This is a genomic window from Paenibacillus pasadenensis (assembly GCF_002864175.1).
Classification (GTDB): domain Bacteria; phylum Bacillota; class Bacilli; order Paenibacillales; family Paenibacillaceae; genus Paenibacillus_O; species Paenibacillus_O pasadenensis.
In genome coordinates this window covers 1468150-1482397 of sequence record NZ_NFEZ01000004.1, presented here as the reverse complement: position 1 = coordinate 1482397, position 14248 = coordinate 1468150, and the positions used below count along the sequence as shown (strand labels likewise).

The window sequence follows — 14248 nt, the reverse complement described above, 5'->3', positions numbered from 1 at the left end:
CTATCCGCTCCTTATCCGATAGGCTGCACGTAGCTCATAATGTCTTCCCAGTGCAGGCAGAGCCGCACGATGTCTTCCTCCACCAGCTCCGAGCCGCTCTGCACCTCGATGATCTCCAGCTCGCGGACGGCGCGGACGCTGTGCAGCATGCCGGCCGGCACGAGCACGACATCGCCCGGCAGCAGCAGCTGCTGCTTGCCGTCCAGGATCAGCTCGCCTTCTCCAGACGTCACCGTCCATACCTCGCTGCGCCGCTGATGGTACTGATAGCTGAGGTTCTTGCCGGCCGCGATGCGGATCCGCTTCGTCAGCACCTCCCGCCCGTCGTCGTACTTCACATAGTCGACGACCTTGTACGAGCCCCAGCGGCGCTCCTCGAACATCGGGCGCTGCTCGAGGCCGCCGTTCACGTCCTTGATGCGGGAGCTGGCCGCCTTCTCCGAGACAAGGATGCCGTCGGGGCTGGCCGCGACGACGAGGCCCGACACGCCCATCACCGTAATCGGGATGTCCAGCTCGTTGATCAGATGCGTATCGCGGCAGTCCTCGGTGACGATGCCTTTGCCGACGACCGTCTCCGTCATCTCGCCCGTCAGCATGTTCCATGTGCCGAGATCGCGCCACACGCCGCTGTACGGCGTGACGACGAGCCGCTTCAAGTTCTCCACGACCTCGTAGTCGAAGCTGTTCTTGGGCAGCCTGCGGTACTGCTTCACCATCTCGTCGTACTGGATCGGCAGGTTCATCGAGATGAGCAGGTTGATCATGAGATCCAGCCGGAACGCAAAAACCCCGCAGTTCCAAAGCGCCCCCAGCTCCATGAGAGCCAGCGCTTCTTCCCTTCGGGGTTTTTCCTTGAAGCTATTCACTTGTCTAAGGCCGAGCGGCATGGGGGCGGCGGTCGGGACGATATAGCCGAAGCTTTCCGAGGGATGGTCCGGCACGACTCCGATCAGCGCCAGCTCGGCATCCGACGCGGCCACCGCTGGCTCCAGCGACTTGACGACATCGAAGAAGGCATCGTCCACATACGGATCGACCGGCATGATCGCAATGATCTCATCCAGGGGCACGCCGGCAATCGAGTACAGATAGGTCGCCGCGAGCGCGATCGCCGGGAAGGTGTCTCTTCGTTCCGGCTCCACGATGATCGGCACCTCATGCCCGAGCTGGCTTTGCAGCACCTCGACCTGCGAGCGGCTGGTCGCGATGTAGCTGCCGCTTGCCAGTCCCGCTTGCTCCAGCTGCCGCCATACTCGCTGGACCATCGACTCGGCCGCTCCGTCCTCCCTCTTCAGCAGCGGCAGGAACTGCTTCGACCGGAGATCGTTGGACAGCGGCCAGAGACGCTTACCGGAGCCTCCCGACAGTAGAACTACCTTCAATAAATCCCCTCCTTCTGAAATCCGTTTTGGTTGCAGAAGCTTTAATATATGAAATTAATTTCAGTAAAACTAGAATCATAAACCCTTCAATCATAAGCCTCTGTAGAAATACGACATCGTTAGATCCGCCTGCAAATGAGAAACGGCATAAGAAGTAAGCAATACTTGTTAATATATATACATACAACCACCGATAATTCTTTAATGATACATCTAAGAAAATAAGAAAAAGACCTATAAGTAAACCCATTGCAACTCCACCTATAAATACACCAATCATGCCAGAATCGAGATAGAGAACTCCTGGTCCAGTTGTAAAGATTCCCCCTTTTGACCATCCCCAGACTTGATTAGTGAATACATTAGTCAGTGGCAGTTCCCATTTTTCTTTCCATAGAAACCGAGGAATTATAATCGTAAGAGATTCATACCAGAATTGACCATATTGATACTTTAACGAAGTAGGTACATGGGTTAATATTGACAGAAATCCGTCGAAACCATTAAATGATGAGCGATAAAGCTCATTTATAATTTTACTCGGATTAACCTTTATCGCTTCGATTGCCCAATGGAAGAAGTTCCCCCCATTTCTCAACAAATTACCACGAACATAAATAATGATCCAACCTAAATAAATTATGACCGAACCTAAACCCATAATAAGCGGGATACGTTTTACAATTTGTCTGTAACCTTTAAAATAAATGAGCATACCTAGCACCATTAATACAACCATAACCATTTTGGATCGATTTCCTGTCAGTAAGGAAGTAAAGATAAGCAGAGTATTACTGACCCACCATCCCATGCCGACATTTCCTTTTTTGTAGGCGTACCACAATAAAATAGAAGCAAAGGGAATCTCATTTATAAATATGAGTGGCCCTTGACCAGATACGTCTATTCTTTCTGATTCCAAGTTTGAATTGGCCACAAGGGTATTCCCAGATAGTACTGAAGCTAAGGTAAGCAGGATACCTGGAGTAGAGATAGCAAAAAGAGACTTAAACACTGTTGAATCACGCAAAACAAGAGAGGATTCTGCTTTTATAGGTTCCTTTATATTCGTTTTTTTTAAATAGAATCTTGGAATGAGAAAAAAAATCAAGCCCACGAAAATGGAAATATTAAATACCGAGAACACTATTAAGCTTCTAGCTAGAAGCTGATCTGAAGGGGCATAATCTCCCAATGGGCTCAATGCTGTATCCGTGCCTGATGCGATAAACAGGAACCTTCCAAATACACCTAAAATTTGTCCCAAAATAAAAAATACAAAAAGCACTCTTAATCCATGCCTTGAGTTTTTTTTGAATGCTCCTAATCCTAATATAAATAGACTAAATCCATAGATTGCTATTCCCATTATAAGATGAGCCATATTATCCTCCTAGCACAGAGCTCCACCGTTCCGAAAGTTTTCGGTCCGTGAATTGATTCATAACCCACTTACGGGCAGATACAACTTTTTCTTGACTCTGGCCGCGATCGGTCAGCATTTTTTCCAATACTGCTTTCAAACAAGCAGCATCCCCAGCAGGAAAAATGCTTTCCTTCCAAGGAGGGGACACAAGTTCGGGCAAACCACCTGCAGCGCTAGCGATAATCTTGCACTCCCTAAGTTGTCCTTCTGCGGTTACGAGTGTGGCCGGTTCCGCCCAGTTGCTTGGCACGACCAAAATTTCATATTCATCGTATATATCGATAAGTGCTTCGTGATTGACAAAACCATACATTTTGCAGCTGTAATCCGAACCTTCCAGCTTTTCTTTTATTGACTTAACATAATTCGTTTCCACAGAATTATTGAAGTGGCTGCCTCCAGCAATTCCTAAATGAACATTGGATCGAATTTCCTGTGGAAGTTGTTCAATAGCAGCCAATAGAATATCCAACCCTTTGTGCGGTACAATTCTCCCGCAAAATAAAATTGAACCCGGTTTTTTGGACTTAGTCACTGGCTTCTCTAACCACTCTTTTTGAAGGGGGTTATAGATAACAGCATGCTCATAGGTAAGGTGCTTTGATTGAGTGCCTATGGACGTTTCCAGCGAGTCTTTCAAAAACTCGCTTACACTTACGATCGTATCTATTTTTTTCATCCAAAAACGCAACAGCCATTTGGATTTCTCTCTTGTATTGTGGGCGCTCCAAATCACTTTTGCCTTTGGGCTCCATCGTTTAACGATGGGAGCCAGATAAGGATCAAATACGACAACGCTCGAGAAACGAGCTGGATCCAAGGAAGCCAAAGAGGCATGCAAAACTCTGCGAGAGTTAAGAATGCCTTTGATGCCCCCCGACCTTACCTCACCTTGAATGTCGATCCATTCGATTTCCTTGAAGAAGGCCTCTTTTTGTTGCAGCTTGGACTCCTCCGTCGAAGGAGTAATGACTGTAATATGATACTTCGTGCGATCAATTAGCCTTAGAATATTTCCGAATACTTGCTGAATTGCCCCGCCTGAAGTCGCGGGGATGGGAAGACTGCTTGTGTTTACGAACAAGATGGATTTCATTCGAATCCGCTCCTAGAAAGTTCGAGTATTCTTCTTTCCATCCCATTTATGTAATGATTCATGGAGAAACTCTCTACATTTTTCTGATACGCCTTATTGCCGAAATGCATACGCTTGTCAGCATTTTCAATGAGATTGAGCACGCTTTGAGCAATGTCGGTCGGGTTAGGGGATATGACATGTCCGGAGCTTTCATGCTCCAAGATCTCAGAACCTCCGCCTAGCTTTGAACAAATAATTGGCAATTTCAAGGACGCTGCCTCTAATATAACCGTAGGCAAGGGATCAGGTTTCAGTGAGGCATGCACAAAAATGCAATGCTCATGACAGCATGTCACTTCGCTAATCTTTTTATAGCCTCCTGTAAACAGGAACCGTTCTCGATGGGGCGACTGCGCCACTCTCTCCTTCAGCACTGACGCAAATTCCTGGCTGCCAGATGCATCTCTCGCAACATCTCCAGCAATGACAAATTCCCAATCTGCATTTTTTTCAGCCACAATCTCCATGGCTTCAACAAACGGAATAAATCCCTTCCACTCCAAAAGCCACCCGGCGATAATGACCCGTTTTTGATGATGTCTGGAAGGCGGCGAGACGCTGTTGTAGCCGTTATAGGTAAAGGAGGATTTAGACGCGCTGGCTTTTCCCAAAATCGAGCTTACATCGCGGTTCACGCTGTCCGAAACGCAGCTGATATGTTTGGCATTTTGGAGGGAATATGTTAGCAGCTTTTTTGAAAAGCCGTTGAAGCTTTGAGGAAAGTCATGCAATCGGACAAGAGTCGGAATGCGCTGGCTTTTGAGATTTACTAAAATATGGGCCTTCACGGAGTTGGTGTAAATGACGTCAGGAGCCACCGTTTTAATAATCGTGCCGATTTTTCTTCGTGTGCTTAGCGTTTTAAACAAATCCGCGCCTTTCATTTTGCCGCGGGTTGTCTCCATTTGGGAAAAATCCTCAAGCTCAATGCAATTTATTTCAAGGCTTTCCGCTTCCTCAAGCAGTTCCCCTTTTGGTGCGACTAGAATCGGTTCAAATTTTTCCCGGTCCATATGTTGGAGAAGGTCGAATAAAACTCGTTCGGCGCCTCCGAAACGGGAAGTCTGATTGACGAACAACACTTTGAGCTTTTTCAATTTAACCACCCGCTTTAATAATAGCTTCGTATACTTCATTGAATCGTTTTGCTTTTGCAAGCCAAGTCAGTTCCTGCTTGTTCTCTTGGCAGGAGAGCTTTAAGCCTTGCCATATATTCGAAGTCAGCTCATCAATCGTTTTCGCCCATACAGTGGAGTCCCGATTTTTCAAAAGAATCCCCGTCACTCCGTCCTTGACGATTTCACCGAGCCCTCCTGTCCTATATCCAAGCACAGGACACCCATGATAAACGCTTTCCGCCGCAGACATCCCGAAAGGCTCATAGGTGGAGCAGGACAACAGCAAATCCGAGTTGCTCAATAAATGGCCTATTTTCCGATTCTCCACTTTACCTAATAAACTGATCTTTTCCGTTAACCCTTCCTGAACGACTTTCGCCTGCTCAACAGCCGTGAACGCACCAGCTATAAATAGATGGACAGGACGCTCAATACGCTTCAGAACATTGCAAAGAAATTCGAAATTGTCTTCTTTATCCAATCTCCCTACATGAGCCAGGACAAACTTGCCCTCTCGACGTACCTTTTCGATTTCTTCCAAGAAAATGGTTTCTCCCTGTTCTTCCTCTTGGTCATAGGCATCAGGATCGATTCCAATTGGAGCATAAAAGCTCGGACCCAATTTAAGCGAATCTGAAAATGCTACTGCTTCCTGCGTTTTGCAAAGCACTCCCTTAACCGTCGGAGAAATGAGATTGGAGATCGTCTTCATATAAAGAGCTTTTGACTTGCTCTTGGGTCGATATTCACCTAGTGACATTACCAAAGGCAGCTTTCTCTTTTTGGCTGCAGCCAGGGAGATAAGGATGCCCGTATTGCTTATATCTTGATTTTGAATGATATCGGCTCTAAGGTTGTTTAAATAGGAATATCCCCCCTTAGGCCAGCCAAAAGTGCTCCCAATTCGCGGCAATTCAAACCAATTCAGAGCATCATTGATTCGGATATGCTGGTAGGTTGGTCCTGAGGAAACGACATTAATGTTCCACCCATATTTATTAAGAGCTTTGCCCAACCCGATTTCCTGAACATTATAAAAAAGAGGGTTCACATATTGTGAACTGCCTCTCATGATTAATAAATGCTTTTCGTTCATACGGCCTGCACCCTATCCTTGGATTTCTTTTTTGAAGCGACAATACGCCGAAAGGCATTAATGAACGTGCTAAGGACGAGATTAGTCTTGAATAGAGGCAGTAAAAGCAGCGCAAAGAGTGCCGTTCCCGCTGCAGCTGTGCCACCGCGCAAGAGTTGCATCCACTTAGAAGCTTCCACATGGAATTCAAATAAGAAGGATATGAGGGCCATCGGCAGCACTATCATTAGTAATCCTGGAGCCGCATTCAACAACAGCTTGAAGCTTTTACGCAACATGGGTAGAGAAGCTTTCTTTAGAGCGATAAAGTAGAGGATGAAAAAATTGACCGCTTGGGCACAGCCATTCGCCAGAACCAATCCTTTTATCCCAATGCTGTTCACAAGCAGGTATCCACAAGTGATATTTACGATGACCGCCGATGAAACGGCGAAGATGATGAATTTCCCACCATGAAAAGAGAAGAAATATTGCATTGAGATAGGAATCATCATATAAAACAAACAGAAGCAGCCATACAATAGAAGAAGCTCGCTGGTCACATGCAAATCCATAATCGTAAACTCTCCATGCAAATACATGAACGAGACGATAGAATCGTTGAAGAAAATAAGCCCGCCGCTAACAAATAATCCAACAAATAGAATCCAGGACAATGCTTTGAGATATTGATGGCCCATTTCGGTACGTTTGTTTTCATTGTTCAATTTAACAAAACGGATATACATTGTTGTCGCTATAGTGCCGCCGATCAGGCTTGTCGGCAAAAGACCAAGTTTCGAAGCATAATTAAGATTTGTAATCTGGCCCGATGGAAGGCCCGATGCAAGAATCCGATCCACAACCTGATTGATTTGGGATAAGGCTTGGCTCAGGAAGATCGGAATCATGGCCTTAAAAATAGTCGGTATGGATTTATGCCAGTAGTTAATTTTCCGAGAGATTCTCTTTTGTCGTACAATCGGTATCGCTTGAATGACGACCCTGCCCACTACGCCTACAACGAGACCAACTGCGAGTGCATAAATTCCCAGCCACTTATGCAATGCGAGCAGAGATAGAAAGAAAAACAAATTATAAAAGACTCCGACCAGCGAGGAATAAGCAAACTGCTCATAGGTATTGTTGATTCCTGAAAACAATCCAGAGACGGCCGAAAAAATAATGGCTACAACCATGATTCGAAGCATTCTTTCTCCGGTTGCACTTTGGATTAAATCAAAATTAGGCGCAAGATACGTAATAATAGGATTGACGGAAAAAAAGGCGATCAGCGCCAGCAAACACGATCCGATCAACACATAGACAAACACAGTTGAAGTTAGCCTTACGCTTGACAAGGAGGACATTCCGATCTCTTTTTTCAAAACAGGAACCATTGCATTGGTCACTGTAAATCCGATCCAACCGGCCAAAATGTCCGGCACGATCATGGCTACATAAAAAGCATCTGTATAAGAAGTTGAGCCAAATAGAAAAGCGATCAAAGATTCTCTTCCGAAACCAAGCATAAGGCTAATAAGTGTTAATGAGCCCACGATCAGCGTATTCTTTTTCATCCGCGCTGCTTTCCCTTCTATCTTCCAAAACAAGCACCGATTGAATGAATTCTGTCATCTCTGCCTTAAACGTATCTACCGAAAAGCGGATCGCATTGTCATGGCAATTTTGGGGAAGGTATTTAGATCGATTTTCTTCAAATTCGCGCACCGCCCCGACAAGCGAAGAAACCGTCTGTTCGTTGAAGAACACTCCGGTAGGCTGAGTTGTTTTCCTTGCCTCCAATACGGTTTCTTTGACGCCGCCTTTTCCGAAAGCAATTACAGGCGTTCCGCAAGCCTGGGCTTCAACCGGTGTAATTCCAAAATCTTCTTCTGCCGCGAATACGAACGCCTTTGCCCGCTGCATATGGTCTTTTAAAACTTCAAAAGGCTGATATCCCAACAATGAAACATTAGGCCCAGATTTAAGCTTGATTTTATCGAATTCAGGACCTTCGCCAATCACAATCAGCTTCTTATCGGGCATAGTGGAAAAAGCCTCCACGATTAAATCAATGCGCTTGTAAGGCACCATTCGTGATGCCGTCAGATAAAAATCTTCCTTTTCCTCTTTGAACGCAAATCCCTTGCAGTCTACGGGAGGATAAATGACTTTAGCTTCTCGTCTATAAACCTTCCAGATGCGCTTGGCTATAAAGTTGGAGTTGGCGATGAAATAATCGACTCCGCTAGCTGTTCGGTAATCCCAAATCCTTATATTGCCCAGCATCCATTTTGCCAGCCAGCCCTTTAGCCCATGTTGAAGATTGGATTCTTTCAAATATTGATGCTGCAAGTCCCAAGCGTACCGAATGGGAGAATGCGTATACGAAATATGGATTTGATCCGGCCCAGTTATAATCCCTTTAGCGACCGCGTAAGAACTGGAAATAATGAGGTCGTAGGATGAAAAATCAAGTTGTTCCACGGCTAACGGCATTAAAGGCAAATAATTTCGATATCTTTTTTTAGCAAAAGGAAGCTTCTGAATGAATGTTGTATGCACTTTTTTATTCTGGATGAAGTCCCTTTTACTTTCTGGCAAAAAATCCACGACGGAATAAATTTCAGCCTCTGGGAAAAGATTGACCAGTTCCTCCAGCACCTTTTCCGCGCCCGCATATGTAACAAGCCAGTCATGGACGATAGCCACTTTCATGAAATCACCTTTTTCTTTAATAAGCATCTTTCGAGCCGAGCAACATCTTGACCGTCTTTAAAAGAATAATTAGATCGTTTTTCAAGCCTCGTTTTTGAATATATGCAAGGTCCAATTCAACCATCTCTTTGAAATTCAGGTTGTTTCTTCCGCTAACTTGCCATAGACCGGTACAGCCAGGCGTTACTCGAAGGCGTTGCTTATCGTAAGGGGTATATTCCGCAACTTCTCGAGGCAAGGGTGGACGTGGACCGACAAGAGACATATCGCCGCGAATGACATTCCAAAGCTGCGGCAGTTCATCCAAGCTCGTTTTACGAATTAATTTGCCTATGCGGGTAATGCGAGGGTCGTCTTTCATCTTAAACATGGCACCCTCAATCTCATTCATCGCCAATAATTGCGGGAGCATTTCCTCGGCGTTGGACACCATCGAACGAAATTTGTACATCCGAAAAGTACGTTCTCCTTTTCCCACCCTCTCCTGGGAAAAGAAGACCGGCCCGCGCCGGTCTTCAACCTTAATCCATACAGCCAGAACGATGAATACCGGCGACAGAAGAAGCAATCCAACAAATGCCGCTATAATATCAATCGCTCGTTTTAGCATCAGGTACCCATGGAGGCTTCTTCTAGCCTCCATGCCATAGGCGGTAGAGTAATAGGAGGTCGAGTCGAGCACCGCTTCGGCTTCCTTGCCATTCGGGTTCAGGCTCATCGTATCGTCACCTCAGCTTGATCATATTGGATTGGTTCGTATGGTCTTTGATCATTTCTTCGAGTGCGGTCAAGAGAGGGTGCTTCAGCTCATCGTTGCGGAGCGCGAAGTCGATCGTTGTCAGGATGAAGCCGAGCTTCTCGCCGACGTCGTAGCGTTTGCCTTCAAAATCATAGGCGTAGACGCCTTGCCGCTCATTCAGCTTCTGAATGGCATCCGTCAGCTGAATCTCCCCGCCGGCGCCAATGCTGTGCTCGCCGAGATAGTCGAAGATCTCCGGCGTAAACACATATCGCCCCATGATGGCCAGATTGGAAGGCGCTTCTCCCAGCGGCGGCTTTTCGACGAACCGCTTCACCTGTACGAGCCGTCCCAACGTCTCGATCGGATCGACGATGCCATAGCGGTCCGTTTGCTCGATGCCGACCGTCTGGACGCCGATGACGGAGCGCCCCGTGTCTTGATACTGCTCGATGAGCTGGCGCGTGCAAGGGACGTCCGCCTGGACGATGTCGTCGCCGAGAAGTACGGCGAACGGCTCGTCGCCGATGAAGTTGCGGGCGCACCAGACCGCGTGGCCCAGCCCCTTCGCTTCTTTTTGCCTTATGTAATGAATGTCCACATTGGACGATTTCTGCACCTCGCTCAGCAAGCCGAGCTTGCCCTTCTCCATCAGGCTGTGCTCCAGCTCGAACGCGATGTCGAAGTGATCCTCGATCGCCCGCTTGCCTTTGCCCGTCACGATAATGATGTCTTCGATGCCGGACTGGACCGCCTCTTCCACGATGTACTGGATCGTCGGCTTGTCGACGATCGGCAGCATCTCCTTGGGCATCGCCTTGGTGGCCGGCAGGAATCGGGTTCCGAGACCGGCAGCCGGGATGATAGCCTTGCGCACTTTTTTCATGCAATCACCTATCCTTGTCTTTTTTCTCTCTGGCTCTTCAGCCCTAACATGAAGAAATGCCAAAAAAACGAGCTACGTTTCCCTGTCGAAACATAACCCGTTTTTATGGCTTTTCTTGATGCTTACCCTCTCCATAAGGGTAAAAGTGGGGCATTCAACCCCGCCTCACGCCATACCATCGACGACTCGCGTCTAAGGTCCGCATACGGACCCACAGTATGGCCGAGTGCCTACAGTGATAAAGGTTCAGTAGGCATTACCTATACGATTCCTTCATCAGGCTCGAAAACTTATTTCGCTTCCGCTCCGTAATAGTAGTAGTTGTACTTGTCGCCTTTGCGGCTTTTCGTGTTGTTGAGCACGACGCCCAGGATGCGGGCGTTCACATGCTCCAGACTGGACTTCGCCTTGCGCACCAGCTCGCTTTTCACTTTGCCGGCATGCACGACGAGCAGCACGCCTTGGCAGAGCGAGGAGACGATGATCGAATCGGTGACGGCCAGCACCGGCGGCGTATCGAAGATGACCACATCATAGTCGGCTTTGAACTGCTCCAGCGTCGCCTTCATGCTCTGGGAAGCGAGCAGCTCGGACGGATTCGGAGGCACCGGCCCCGACGGCAGGACGAACAGGTTGTCGACGAGCGTCTCCTGCACCGCATCCGCAGCGCGGCATTGGCCTGATACGACCGTCGATAATCCCACGCGGTTGGATACCTGAAACACTTTGAACACGGACGGCTTGCGCAGATCGGCATCGATCAGCAGCACTTTTTTGCCTTCCTGAGCGTAGGTCACCGCGAGGTTGGAGGCCGTCGTGCTTTTGCCCTCGCCCGGATTGGCCGAGGCGACCATGATGACCCGGATCGCTTCATCGAACGAGGAGAACTGGATGTTCGTGCGCAGCGTCCGGTACGCTTCCGAGATCGGCGATTTTGGATCGTAATAGGTGACGAGGCTGGATTCACTGGTTGAGCGTGGCATACGATCCCTCCCCTACAGGCTTAGGCTTGGATGCGGACGGCTTTTTCGAGCGCGTGCCGTACTTGTCGATTTTGGTGATGAGCGCCAGCATCGGCAGCTCAAGCTCTTTTTCGATATCCCGCTCCGTCTTGATCGTGTCGTCCAGATAGTGGAGCAGGAACACGAGGCCGACCGCGAGCATGAACGAAACGACGAATGCGATGAAGATCAGCACGATCGGGCTGGTGTTGATGCTGTATGCCGCCGCTTCGACATCGGCTTTGTTGAGAATCGTGACGTTGTCCACTTTCATGATGTCGGGGTTGGTCGTGCGGAACGTTTCTGCGATCGCGTTGACCGCCTTGGCCGCTTGAGGGTAGGAGGTGCTGACGAAGCTCAGGTCCATGACCTGGGATTCCGCAGAGGATCCGATGCTGAGGCCGCTGCGCAGCTCATCGGCGCTCATCTTCAGATCGGGGAAGTTGGTCGACACTTTGTTCAGGATCGCGTAAGACTGTATAATTTCTTTGTAGGAATTGATGACCCGAATGTTGGTTTCCATCGTACTTAGATCCAGCATCGACGTTCCCTGAAAATCGAATGCTTGGTTGACGATGAGCTTGGCCGAAGCCTGGTAGATCGGCGTCGTATACATGAAGCTTTTGATTCCGGTCGCGACGCAGGCCAGCAGGACGATCGCGGCGATGAGCCACTTGCGCTTGGCCAAAATGCTGAGATACTCTTTCAACTCCACGTGATGGGCCTCCCGTTATGTATAGTGGTCAGTTCCGATATAAATAGTGGACTTTATGCTCGGGCAACGCTGGCTGATGCCGGAGCAGCCACTCGTTCAGCTCCCGGATCCAGTCCGTGCGGCTGATCGAGCTTCCGGCGATGCGGAGCTCATACAGATAGAGGTTTCCTTGCTTGACTCGCGAGGCGACGATGCCTTCGAGGATGATGCTCTTCTCCCCCAGTTTCATCTGGAAGGACAGGCGGTACCGGTCGTTCACCGGAAATCGGAGCGTCGTGGAGAATTCCAGTTCGTTTGCGTTCATATGAATCAGTAAGACTTTGCGGACGCCGGATCGGACCGGTTCTCCGCCGACCTGGGAAATCGCAAGCTCCGCCAGCAAGGCGCGGCTGTTGCCGGTTCGGGAAATGACGCCAGCAGAAGTCTCCATATTCCGACGCAAGAGCACGGTTCACCTCCGACAAATGCCTCCGGGCCTATGTTTGAGAAAAGCTCCGGCGGGGAAGAATGATGACTAATTGATACGTTTTGTATCGCTTTGACATCTCCAACTTTACGATACAATTCGTAACATGTCAAGGGCTTTTCAGGCTTAATTTTCAAGATTGCGTCTTTTTGTATCATGCCTTCAGAAATCCTTTTAGCGGGGGCATTTCCGTATTAAACTTGAATATAGAGGGAGTTAGGAGGTACGTAAGTGGACATAGGATCACGGCTTGCAAGTCTGAGGGAAGACCGGGGATGGACGCAAGAGCATACGTCTCAGGTTCTTGGCATTTCCCGCGCAGCCTTGAGTCATTATGAGAAGAACCGGCGTGAACCGGATACCGATACGCTTGCGAAATTTGCGGATATCTATCAGGTCTCGATCGACTACCTGGTGGGAAGAACCGACAATCCGGAGGCGACGCTTGATCCGGACGTCAGGGAGTTTGCCGGCAGCATCGAGCTGTCCGATCAGGAGCTTTTGGAGAAGTTCGCCTTCTCCATCGACGGCAGCCCGCTTACGCCCGAGGAATCCAAGATGTTCATCGCTTTCATTCGGGCGAACCGGTCTATGAGATAATCTGGAATATTGCAATGCTTGCAAACCTGCCGTTGGCGGGTTTTTTTGTTGTTTTAAGAACGGGTAGTAGGAGAAAGGAATCAAATAAGACAATTTGTTAATCCAATAGTCCTGATTCGACAAAAGCTCCTTTATTTTTCTCTGATTGCCGCTTCACATTCCGACACTCTTTGCACCTTCAGTCGGATATACTTTATCCTATGTTCCCAGTACATAGAGAAACTAAATAGGAAATGGGAGTGGGGTACAGGAATGAACAGCCATCAACCAGAAAGCAGCTCAAAATCTCCTGTGAAGGTATTGGACGTCAGGCAAGTGCTCGAACAGCTGGGGTTGCAGCCCGATGCCGCACTGAAGGAATTGTTCCCGGAACGAACCTCGCCGCCTCCTTCGGAGGACCGTCAGAACCGCACCTCGAAGAAATAAAGCGCTGAACGCCTCTCCCCCCAACCCGAGGCATCGCTTATCTCTACCGCTAGCTTTCCTCCATTCGCTACCATCTCGAAGGTCTCTCGGTACATACTCGATACACCTTGTATAGATACATATTGTATCAATACGGAGCCGGCTTGTCAGCCATCAGGATAGGCCCTCCCGCACTTAATGACGGCCGATACGGTCGTCTTTTGGTTATTTTCCCGGTGTTATGGGGCCATGCTGATCGAGAAAGGAGGTCATGATCAATGGACCTGCTGGCGATGGCCACGATGACGTTCTGCGTCATTTTTTTCCTCTACGCGATGCGCGCGATCGTGAACAAGGAAAGCGATCGGAAATTCTTTGCCCTGGCCGTTCTCGCCTCTCTTTGCGCCGGGGTTTCTTTCCTGCTTTTGATCGGAGCGATCGGCTCGATCATCCTTTGAAGGTTGCGCCGCGACCGGCCCTCTCCAACGGTGAGTATGGCATGGACGAGCTGCATCCCCGAAGAAACAGCACAAAATCAAAGAGCCGCCAGCCCATAATCGGGCTAGCGGCTCT

General features: G+C 48.6%; 15 protein-coding genes. 3 read left to right on the top strand and 12 right to left on the bottom strand.

The window, feature by feature from the left end; translation table 11 throughout:
* Window positions 1-11: 11 nt before the first annotated feature.
* From B8V81_RS15925 to B8V81_RS15875, 12 genes are all read right to left on the bottom strand, one after another.
* Window positions 12-1385: a sugar phosphate nucleotidyltransferase gene (locus B8V81_RS15925; protein WP_101808721.1), complete on the bottom strand. Its 1374-nt coding sequence runs from the start codon at window positions 1383-1385 to the stop codon at window positions 12-14.
* Window positions 1351-2769, bottom strand: coding sequence for an oligosaccharide repeat unit polymerase (locus B8V81_RS24930; protein ID WP_146000512.1), 1419 nt, complete (start codon window positions 2767-2769; stop codon window positions 1351-1353). The genes B8V81_RS15925 and B8V81_RS24930 overlap by 35 nt, the downstream gene beginning before the upstream one ends.
* 1 nt (window position 2770) lies before the next feature.
* Entirely contained in the window at window positions 2771-3907 is a 1137-nt protein-coding gene (locus B8V81_RS15920; protein WP_101808720.1) for a glycosyltransferase family 4 protein, read from the bottom strand.
* Window positions 3904-5106, bottom strand: coding sequence for a glycosyltransferase family 4 protein (locus B8V81_RS15915; protein ID WP_146000511.1), 1203 nt, complete (start codon window positions 5104-5106; stop codon window positions 3904-3906). Before B8V81_RS15915 ends, B8V81_RS15920 begins: the two co-directional genes overlap by 4 nt.
* The gene (locus B8V81_RS15910) at window positions 5048-6163 is read right to left on the bottom strand and encodes a glycosyltransferase (protein WP_101808718.1); all 1116 of its coding nucleotides are present in this window, start codon (window positions 6161-6163) and stop codon (window positions 5048-5050) included. The genes B8V81_RS15915 and B8V81_RS15910 overlap by 59 nt, the downstream gene beginning before the upstream one ends.
* The gene (gene murJ, locus B8V81_RS15905) at window positions 6160-7722 is read right to left on the bottom strand and encodes a murein biosynthesis integral membrane protein MurJ (RefSeq protein ID WP_101808717.1); all 1563 of its coding nucleotides are present in this window, start codon (window positions 7720-7722) and stop codon (window positions 6160-6162) included. Before murJ ends, B8V81_RS15910 begins: the two co-directional genes overlap by 4 nt.
* Entirely contained in the window at window positions 7679-8863 is a 1185-nt protein-coding gene (locus tag B8V81_RS15900; protein WP_101808716.1) for a glycosyltransferase family 4 protein, read from the bottom strand. Before B8V81_RS15900 ends, murJ begins: the two co-directional genes overlap by 44 nt.
* A gap of 16 nt (window positions 8864-8879) precedes the next feature.
* Window positions 8880-9581 carry a sugar transferase gene (locus tag B8V81_RS15895; RefSeq protein WP_101808715.1) on the bottom strand — a complete coding sequence of 234 codons (702 nt, stop codon included), beginning with the start codon at window positions 9579-9581 and terminating at the stop codon, window positions 8880-8882.
* A 7-nt stretch (window positions 9582-9588) separates the two neighbouring features.
* The gene (gene galU / locus B8V81_RS15890; protein WP_028600450.1) at window positions 9589-10488 is read right to left on the bottom strand and encodes a UTP--glucose-1-phosphate uridylyltransferase GalU; all 900 of its coding nucleotides are present in this window, start codon (window positions 10486-10488) and stop codon (window positions 9589-9591) included.
* Between the two features lie 290 nt (window positions 10489-10778).
* The gene (locus tag B8V81_RS15885) at window positions 10779-11471 is read right to left on the bottom strand and encodes a CpsD/CapB family tyrosine-protein kinase (RefSeq protein WP_101808714.1); all 693 of its coding nucleotides are present in this window, start codon (window positions 11469-11471) and stop codon (window positions 10779-10781) included.
* A complete protein-coding gene (locus tag B8V81_RS15880) occupies window positions 11452-12204 on the bottom strand; it encodes a YveK family protein (protein WP_101808713.1) in 753 nt (250 codons plus the stop codon). The genes B8V81_RS15885 and B8V81_RS15880 overlap by 20 nt, the downstream gene beginning before the upstream one ends.
* 28 nt (window positions 12205-12232) lie before the next feature.
* Window positions 12233-12508 carry a hypothetical protein gene (locus tag B8V81_RS15875; RefSeq protein ID WP_146000510.1) on the bottom strand — a complete coding sequence of 92 codons (276 nt, stop codon included), beginning with the start codon at window positions 12506-12508 and terminating at the stop codon, window positions 12233-12235.
* A 393-nt stretch (window positions 12509-12901) separates the two neighbouring features.
* Between B8V81_RS15875 and B8V81_RS15870 the strand changes: the two genes are divergently transcribed.
* The 3 genes from B8V81_RS15870 to B8V81_RS15865 all read left to right on the top strand — a co-directional run bounded on the left by B8V81_RS15870 (window position 12902) and on the right by B8V81_RS15865 (window position 14133).
* On the top strand, window positions 12902-13270 hold the full coding sequence (locus B8V81_RS15870; RefSeq protein WP_028600446.1) for a helix-turn-helix domain-containing protein: 369 nt from the start codon (window positions 12902-12904) through the stop codon (window positions 13268-13270).
* A 252-nt stretch (window positions 13271-13522) separates the two neighbouring features.
* Entirely contained in the window at window positions 13523-13696 is a 174-nt protein-coding gene (locus B8V81_RS25320) for a hypothetical protein (RefSeq protein WP_153783090.1), read from the top strand.
* Window positions 13697-13953: 257 nt separating this feature from the next.
* Window positions 13954-14133 carry a hypothetical protein gene (locus B8V81_RS15865; RefSeq protein WP_028600445.1) on the top strand — a complete coding sequence of 60 codons (180 nt, stop codon included), beginning with the start codon at window positions 13954-13956 and terminating at the stop codon, window positions 14131-14133.
* Window positions 14134-14248 lie beyond the last annotated feature (115 nt).

Bases quoted from the DNA above. Each gene is read 5' to 3' on its own strand.
- B8V81_RS24930 (WP_146000512.1), bottom strand. From the start codon at position 2,769: ATGGCTCATCTTATAATGGGAATAGCAATCTATGGATTTAGTCTATTT.
- B8V81_RS15920 (WP_101808720.1), bottom strand. From the start codon at position 3,907: ATGAAATCCATCTTGTTCGTAAACACAAGCAGTCTTCCCATCCCCGCG.
- B8V81_RS15910 (WP_101808718.1), bottom strand. From the start codon at position 6,163: ATGAACGAAAAGCATTTATTAATCATGAGAGGCAGTTCACAATATGTG.
- murJ (WP_101808717.1), bottom strand. From the start codon at position 7,722: ATGAAAAAGAATACGCTGATCGTGGGCTCATTAACACTTATTAGCCTT.
- B8V81_RS15900 (WP_101808716.1), bottom strand. From the start codon at position 8,863: ATGAAAGTGGCTATCGTCCATGACTGGCTTGTTACATATGCGGGCGCG.
- B8V81_RS15895 (WP_101808715.1), bottom strand. From the start codon at position 9,581: ATGAGCCTGAACCCGAATGGCAAGGAAGCCGAAGCGGTGCTCGACTCG.
- galU (WP_028600450.1), bottom strand. From the start codon at position 10,488: ATGAAAAAAGTGCGCAAGGCTATCATCCCGGCTGCCGGTCTCGGAACC.
- B8V81_RS15885 (WP_101808714.1), bottom strand. From the start codon at position 11,471: ATGCCACGCTCAACCAGTGAATCCAGCCTCGTCACCTATTACGATCCA.
- B8V81_RS15875 (WP_146000510.1), bottom strand. From the start codon at position 12,508: ATGAACGCAAACGAACTGGAATTCTCCACGACGCTCCGATTTCCGGTG.
- B8V81_RS25320 (WP_153783090.1), top strand. From the start codon at position 13,523: ATGAACAGCCATCAACCAGAAAGCAGCTCAAAATCTCCTGTGAAGGTA.
- B8V81_RS15865 (WP_028600445.1), top strand. From the start codon at position 13,954: ATGGACCTGCTGGCGATGGCCACGATGACGTTCTGCGTCATTTTTTTC.